This window comes from Lachnoclostridium sp. (genome assembly GCF_031997925.1).
GTDB lineage: Bacteria > Bacillota > Clostridia > Lachnospirales > Lachnospiraceae > Lachnoclostridium.
Genome location: NZ_DAMADT010000039.1, coordinates 22,607 through 30,922 on the forward strand (window position 1 = coordinate 22,607; position 8,316 = coordinate 30,922).

The window sequence follows — 8,316 nt, forward strand, 5'->3', positions numbered from 1 at the left end:
GGCTTGTTTTTCTGTTCTCGTAAAGAGTTCTTCTGCTTGTTCTGGATATGCTTTTTCCAGTGCACTGAAACGAACCTGCCCCATAATAAAATCTCGGAAGCTTTCTGTAGGCTCCTTAGAATCTAATATAAAAGGATTCTTCCCTTCCTCTCTTAAGGATGGGTTATAACGATACAGGTGCCAATATCCTGATTGTACTGCTTTTTTAATATTTTCCATACTACGCCCCATACCCTCTTTTATACCATGACTGATACATGGTGAGTACGCGATAACAAGTGACGGTCCTGGATAGCTTTCAGCTTCTTTTAGTGTCTTGGTAAGCTGAGCATTATCTGCATGAATGCCAACCTGAGCAACATATACATTACCATAGGTCATCATCATTCTTCCCAGATCCTTCTTACCTTGTTTCTTGCCGGATGTGGCAAATTTAGCAATTGCACCTGCTGGAGTAGATTTTGATGACTGACCGCCCGTATTGGAATATACTTCCGTATCAAATATCAGTACATTGATATCTTCTCCGGAGGACATAACATGATCAAGGCCTCCGTATCCGATATCATAAGCCCATCCATCACCACCTACTATCCATATAGATCGTTTTGTAAGATAATCATTGTTTTCTTTAATCTCATTTACCAGTTGTTCGATTTCATTATCTGTAGATATAAAATGCTCTAACACATCCGAAACTTTTTTACTAGCTTCCTTCGATGATTCACCATCCTCTTTATATTGTAGCCAGTCTTGGAAAGCTTCTTTCACTCTTTCTTCCACATTTAAATCGATCAGCTTTCTCATATTCATTTCTATTCTATTTCGTATTTGTTTTACCGCAAGATGCATACCAAATCCATATTCTGCATTATCCTCAAAAAGCGAATTTGCCCAGGAAGGTCCCTTACCTTCATTGTTAATTGTATATGCGGTACTTGGCGCAGATGCAGCCCATATAGAGGAACATCCAGTTGCATTTGCAATCATCATACGTTCGCCAAAAAGTTGTGTAACCAGCTTAATATATGGCGTTTCTCCACAACCAGCACAGGCACCTGAAAATTCTACTAACGGAGTTTTGAACTGGGTATCCTTATAAGACGGACCATAGGACAGATTTTCCTTGAAACTGACTTCTTCTACAACAAACTTCCAATTATCAACTTCTTTTGGTATCTGTGTTTCGATTGGCTGCATGATTAGTGCCTTTCCTTTTGCTGGGCAGACATCAGCGCAGTTACCGCATCCGGTACAATCCATTGGGCTTATTTGAATCTTAAATTGAAGCCCTTCATATGCTTTCCCGTTAGCTCCTTTTGTAACAAATGTATCAGGAGCTTTCGCTAATTCTTCCTCATTTAATAAGAATGGCCGAATAACTGAGTGAGGACATATATAAGAACATTGGTTACACTGAATACAACGCTCTACTATCCATTCCGGTACATTCACAGCAATACCGCGCTTTTCATATGCAGTGGTTCCAGAAGGAAAGGTCCCATCTTCTCTACCCGTAAAAGCACTGACAGGTAACTCACCACCCTTTAATTCTGACATCGGTCTCATAATATTATGGATGAAGTCAGGTTCTTTCTCATCCGCCTTTTCATTCCCTGTTATCCCATTCCAACTTTCCGGTATTGTAACCTTATGAATCGCTTTTATACCCTGAATAGCAGCATCCTGATTCATCTTCACAATTTTTTCGCCTTTTTTCCCGTACATTTTCGCAATTACATTATTCAATTCTCCCAGATATACTTCTTCTGGTAATACATCAATTAGTTTAAAAAAGGCACCTTGCATAACCATATTAATTCTGTTACCCAGTCCGATTTCTTCTGCTATTTTGATTGCATTAATCGTATAAAACTGAGTATTTTTTTCAGCTAGTTTTCTCTTCATAGAAGCTGTAAGATTACTCTCTAATTCCTCTTCATTCCATTGGGTATTGAGTACAAATATTCCACCTGGCTTTAAGCTTTCCAATAAATCATACTTGTTCACATAGGACTGATTATGACATGCTACATAATCTGCATGTGTTACTAAATACACTGATTTAATTGGTTCTTTACCAAATCTTAAATGTGAAACCGTAAGTCCACCGGATTTTTTCGAGTCATAGTCAAAGTATGCCTGAACGTTTAAGTCAGAGTGTTCCCCTATAATTTTAATTGCTTGTTTATTGGCGCCCACAGTACCATCCGATCCAAGTCCCCATACCTGGCATGCAACGAGTCCTTCTTGTTCCATATTGATTCCTTCTACGGATGGAAGTGATGTATTTGTAACATCATCGTTGATACCTATGGTAAATGAATTCTTAGGCTGTTCTTTTTTCAAGTTTTCGTATACACCAGCAATCTGATTTGGTGTTGTATCCTTAGATGCCAACCCATATCTGCCACCTACTACAACCGGTGTTTTACTCATTCCTTTTAAACTGGTACATACATCCAAGTAAAGTGGTTCTCCCACAGACCCCGGCTCCTTGGTTCGGTCAAGAACAGCAATAGCCTTTACTGTATTAGGTATTAAATTAATAAAATGCTCGACTGAAAATGGACGATACAGTCTTACTTTAATTAATCCGTATTTTTCACCCTTACTATTAAAATAATCAATGGTTTGCTCAATGGTCTGGGTTACCGAACCCATAGCTATAATCAGGTATTCTGCATCGGAAGCTCCATAATAATCAAATAGGTTATAACTTCTTCCAGTTTTTTCACCAATTTTTTTCATGTACTCCTGAACGATTGGTATAATATTCTGATAGAAAGGATTTGCTGCTTCTCTTTCCTGAAAATAAATGTCAGAATTTTGTGCAGTACCACGTACTACTGGATGATTCGGAGAAAGAGCTCTGTTTCGGAATGCTTTTACCGCCTCCATATCTAACAATTCCATATAATCGCTGTATTCTAATGTTTCTATTTTCTGTACTTCATGACTGGTGCGAAATCCGTCAAAAAAATGAACAAATGGAAGTCTTCCTTTAATGGCTGATAAATGAGCAACTGCTGCAAGATCCGCTACTTCTTGAACAGAACCGGATGCCAGCATTGCACAGCCTGTCTGCCTGGTTGCCATCACATCCTGATGATCACCAAAAATACTTAATGCATGGGTAGCAATCGCTCTTGCACTTACATGAATTACACCAGGCAATTGTTCACCTGCTACTCGATACATATTCGGTATCATTAAAAGTAATCCCTGAGAGGCAGTAAAGGTAGTTGTCAGTGCACCCGCCTGTAAGGAACCATGAAATGAACCTGCAGCTCCTGCCTCTGATTGCATTTCAACCACATTTACTTCCTGACCGAATACGTTCTTTCTTCCACTTACTGACCATTCATCGGTTAATTCAGCCATTCCGGAAGAAGGAGTAATCGGATATATTGTTGCAACATCGGTAAAAGCATAAGCTGCATAAGCTGCCGCAGTACCTCCATCAACTGTCATTTCAATCTTTGACATCTACAATTCCCCCTTTCTATAATCTACTTCCGTTATCGACCCAGTTCTTAGCATCAATAACGCTATCTAGTGACGGTTTATTCACCTGATCCACTCTATAATTATCCTCTGAATTCTGCCAAGCTGCAGTTCCCTCATTATTGGTGGGATCACAGGCATTAAGACGTTTATTATCTTTTCCCTGTAATTTTTCTTCCTTTTGATATATCATGTTAGCCTCCATCATATTAAATAAAGTTCCAATTCAAAAAATAGCACAATGCTACTTAAATTGTTTCCTATTTTTATCATTACTATTACCTTTTTAGAGATGAAGTCCCCTTTATTTAGGCTTTTGATAAAATAATTGAAAGCAGACTCACGAAATACAAATAAGCTGCTGTCAGACTAATATACGTTAGTTTGACAGCAGCTTATATAAGTGTTAATAGAAACAAGGAAGGAATCAAAAGTACTAGAGCGATTAAGGCCTTTTTCCACGAAGATAGTATTAATAGCACTATTATAAATAACATTAACTTTTAGATATTTTATTTTTGTACCTGTCTTCCCTCATGATCCATCTCAAAATTATCTGTGTAGATCAACTTAGAAATAGGCACGATTTCATAACCTTTATCTTTTAACCCTACAATTAATTCTTCCAATGCGTCTGCGGTAAATTTAGCTCCGTTATGGCAAAGTATGATAGAACCATTTCCTAGATGTTTATTATTCAAGACTTGTTTAAGAATGCTATCTTTTCCGTAGTCTTTCCAATCTAGGGAATCCACATCCCACTGAATACAATAATATCCGCATTCTTTTGTTGCCTGAATCAAGGTATTATTGTAATCACCGAAAGGTGGTCTAAAAAGTTGCATATCCTTCCCAGTAAGTGTTTTTACTTTATCATGCGGTGTCATGATTTCTTTTACCGACTGCTCTTTTGAAAGCTTTGACATCTGCTTATGGTTTTCACTATGATTTCCTAAATCATGGCCTGCTGCCGCTATTGCTTTTACATCGTCAGGGTATTTTTCAATCCAGCCACCGGTCATAAAAAATGTAACATTAACATTTTGTTTCTTTAATATTTCTAATATCCGAGCAGTATCTTCATTCCCCCAGGCTGCATCAAAGGATAATGCAACTTGTTTTTTCTCTGTCTTTACACAATAAATTGTTAGTTCTCGTTTCTCTCCTGCTGCTTTCGCAATAATCTTTGGAACAAAATAAACCCCTACCGCTATAACTAAGATGATGGAAAGTACTAAGATTCCAGTTTTGCACCATTTTCCCAATTTTTCTTTATCAATCTCAAATTGCATAGTACTACCTCATTAAAATATGTATTACTATATTTATATTGAGAATGCAAATGGTTATGATAAGATTTCTTAACTTTAATATCATCTTGAGTTCTGCACTTCCTTGATTTGACCGAAATTACAATCATCCCTTAATTAAAGTAATTAGAAATCATAATGGCAATTCAGTTAACTTTTAAGTTATTGCTTGGATTATCATAAATTTTTAATCCAGGTTCCAGCCATTGTAATCCAGTTTTGGCATTCTTTTTGAATAGAAAAATTACCAGTTTCTTCTGTTGCCAAAGATAAACCATGTCTTCCATTTGGATAGATATGAAGTTCGAAAGGAATACCAATCTTTTGCATTGCTTCCGCAAAAAATAAACTGTTTTCTACCGGCACTATCTCATCACTGACAGTATGCCATATAAATGCAGGTACCGTATTTATATTCACACATTTTTCTAAAGATAATTTTTCCACCATTTCATCATATTGACTTCCAAGTAAATTAACAAAACTTTCTTTATGCCCAAATCTCCCAGAAGTAATAACAGGGTAGCTTAAAATCATACCATTGGGCTTAATCTGTTCTTTGGATACTCCAATCGCCTCTGATATAAAGGGATCATTCCACATAGTACCTAAATTTGCTACCAAATGTCCACCGGCAGAAAATCCACATACGATAATTTTGTTATGATCAATGTTCCACTCCTTAGCTTTTTCTCGTATATATAAAATTGTACTTGCAAGTTGTAGTAAAGCGATTGGATACTCCGTTGGCTGTACACTATACCGCAAAACACAAGAATGATACCCCATACTATTAAAATGAAGTGCCACTGGCTCACTTTCTCGGTCCGAGGTTGACTGATATCCACCTCCTGGACAGATAATGATAATGGGGCGCATGCGGTCTTTATCAATTTCTGGTGTATTATCTAATATATAGGTATATAAACTTGCTATATTGCTCTGAACTACTATCTCAATTTTTTTATGTAACATAATCATACCTCTCTCTAGTTATCAAATCCGAACTTCACAAAGCAGTAACCATCATCTCTCCAAATTGACTTTGCTTTTCCTTCTTCTGCCCAGTCAGGAACAGAGCTAAAACTTGCTCCGTTGACAAACTGCCATTGGGCAATCCATTTCAATTCTTCAAACGTAATCCCCCATCCACAAAGGGCAAATGTCTCAGACAAAACTCTGTCCTTTCCCAACTGTTCAGCTACAGAAGATACTTGCTTAGGTGTAACTGGACTCCCAATTCATTATAGTCTCCTTATTTTATGTAACATTTTCTTATACATATTTATTAAGAGTTATTTTTCCCCTTAGACATCATGAACTTTGCAGAATTAATTTTCAAATAGTTCTAAATCTTATGCCCTAACATATCAGATTCGACCATCGAAGTGCCATGAATTACAAATGTCCTTACTTCAAACGGTTGAAAAACTAACTTTGATTCAATATTAAAATAATCTAAATTAATTTTGGTTACGCAACTTTTATCCGTTTCGTTTATCAAACGCATCAAATAAGTGTCTTCCTTCGTTTGTTTAAATGCAGATAACACAATAATCTCATTTTCTATTTCTACTAATTTTTTTGGTAATACGCCTTCACAAGAAGGAAAATGACTAAGAACATACGGCTTTTCATTCCATTGTTGTGCTAGTGTACTACATTTATCTTTTATTTCTCCTGCTTGAATTCGAATCTTAAATTGACGTTCTCCCATATCAATATGAGGAAGATACCGATCTGTTGGCACAATTTTTCTTTTTTCAATCGGATGAGCAGAATAAGCAGGTGTTCTTAGTAAAGACAAAAGTATATTTCCACTATCAGCACAGCCTCCATAAATACCTTCATTAAAAACTGCTAATACTTTATTTCCCATTTCTAGACTACACCATTTTTGAAAATTAACTTCTTCCCCATTTTGATGCAATTCTTCATATCCATACATAGTTTCCCCTAAAAATGTCGGATTTTCAAAAAATGAATTCAAATTACATTTTACCATCTTATTTACACCGTTTATCAATGTAGTAATCGTAACATCGATATAAGAATCCATTTTAGGAATGCAATACTCGATCACTGCATAAGAATTTTCGTAATGAAATACACCTTGTAATATAACTCTTACTTCTCCATCTTCAATCACATTTATATTGGATTCTGTATTCCCTTGATACCCACGAAAAGAATTTGCATCCTCCATTGACAGCAATGTAAACTCTCCCATTTTTTTATCAAAACGATTGACTGTCATACCCCAAGGATCCTCGTTATCATCAAACACTTCTAATCTACAGGAGTTTTCTTTTAAGTAATCCATGCCATTTACGTTATATTTATCAATATACCCGGTATGAATATTAATCCAAACTTCCATACCTTTGTTTTTTATGATAAATAAATCACCTTGAATATAACTTGACTTTTTGTTGGTTTTTTCCACCAATTCCAATTTACAGTCAAAGCGATTCATACAAGAAGGCTGTAGCACACCTCGAAAAACTATCTTTTTTCTCCAATCTAAATTGATACTACATTCTGGCTTTTCATTTTGAGATGGCAGCATAGTGCCATTACAGTCATAAACCCTTCCTATTGTTGTTTTTGTTTCATCCCATCCCTGATCCTCTAACTGAAATTCTGTCACTATTTCCGTATCGATAGTATATGGATATGGGTTGTACACTAAGATAGGAATTTCTCCGCTTTTTCCAGTTTTTTGCCCAGAAGCCAATAAAAAAAATGCTTCTGTACAAAGTTCATCCAGACTTGTAAGTGCCTGAGATAATCGCATTAATTCTTCTTTTTCTGAAGACTGTACCATTGTGCCAGGTAAAATATCATGAAATTCTGAAAAAAGTAATGACTTTTGTATCTTCTTTAAGTCATCCATCGGATATTCCATATTTATATGTAATGCAGCGTGACTTAACATTTTTTCTGTAAGATAAAGTTTGTTTTCTAATTGACGATGCAATTGTTTTACTCGAACCATGGACGTATAACATCCAACCATGCAATGAACCAAAGACTGCTTTCGAACTTCTAACTTTGACCGATCCAATTCTTTAAAATAATCTTCTGGTGTTGAATGTATGATATGATATTCATCATGGTTAGCGATAAAAGAATTAACTTGTTCCAAGTCGACTTTTGATGCGCCGCCGCCATGATTACCAATGCCCCATAACACCAAGCTCTGTTCTCTGTCCGGACATTCTCTTATATATTCCTCCAATTTTTTATCAGTGTTACCTTTTAAAGAGTTATATCCTCTAAATATTTTATGTGCCACAATCCTACTACCATCATATCCTTCCCAAAGGAAATCTCCATATTCCATCTCTGTAGGCCTCATAAAAAAATACGAATCATACCCTGTCTTTTTTAATATTTGAACTAAGCCTCTACTATGACCAAATGAGTCGACATTCATTGCTGTCTTAGGTGTGATATTAAATTTCTCTTTAAAAAATTGTTTTCCTATTTCAATTTG

Annotated in this window: 6 protein-coding genes; all 6 read right to left on the reverse strand. The window is 36.1% G+C overall.

All coding sequences use genetic code 11. The features are described from left to right. Nucleotides 1–3,489: pyruvate:ferredoxin (flavodoxin) oxidoreductase (nifJ, locus tag RTP52_RS18120; RefSeq protein WP_312372784.1), on the reverse strand; the 3,489-nt coding region annotated here is incomplete at its 3' end. Nucleotides 3,490–3,505: 16 nt separating this feature from the next. Beyond that, a complete protein-coding gene (locus RTP52_RS18125; protein WP_312105456.1) occupies nt 3,506–3,700 on the reverse strand; it encodes a DUF3787 domain-containing protein in 195 nt (64 codons plus the stop codon). Between the two features lie 319 nt (nt 3,701–4,019). Further along, complete coding sequence (locus RTP52_RS18130) at nt 4,020–4,799, reverse strand: polysaccharide deacetylase family protein (protein ID WP_312372785.1); 780 nt, start codon at nt 4,797–4,799, stop codon at nt 4,020–4,022. 195 nt (nt 4,800–4,994) lie between these two features. After that, nucleotides 4,995–5,792: an alpha/beta hydrolase gene (locus tag RTP52_RS18135; RefSeq protein ID WP_312372786.1), complete on the reverse strand. Its 798-nt coding sequence runs from the start codon at nt 5,790–5,792 to the stop codon at nt 4,995–4,997. Between the two features lie 14 nt (nt 5,793–5,806). Then, on the reverse strand, nt 5,807–5,992 hold the full coding sequence (locus tag RTP52_RS18140; RefSeq protein ID WP_312106034.1) for a hypothetical protein: 186 nt from the start codon (nt 5,990–5,992) through the stop codon (nt 5,807–5,809). Nucleotides 5,993–6,165: 173 nt separating this feature from the next. Beyond that, a partial coding sequence (locus tag RTP52_RS18145) for a glycoside hydrolase family 38 C-terminal domain-containing protein (protein ID WP_312372788.1) occupies nt 6,166–8,316 on the reverse strand: 2,151 nt, incomplete at its 5' end.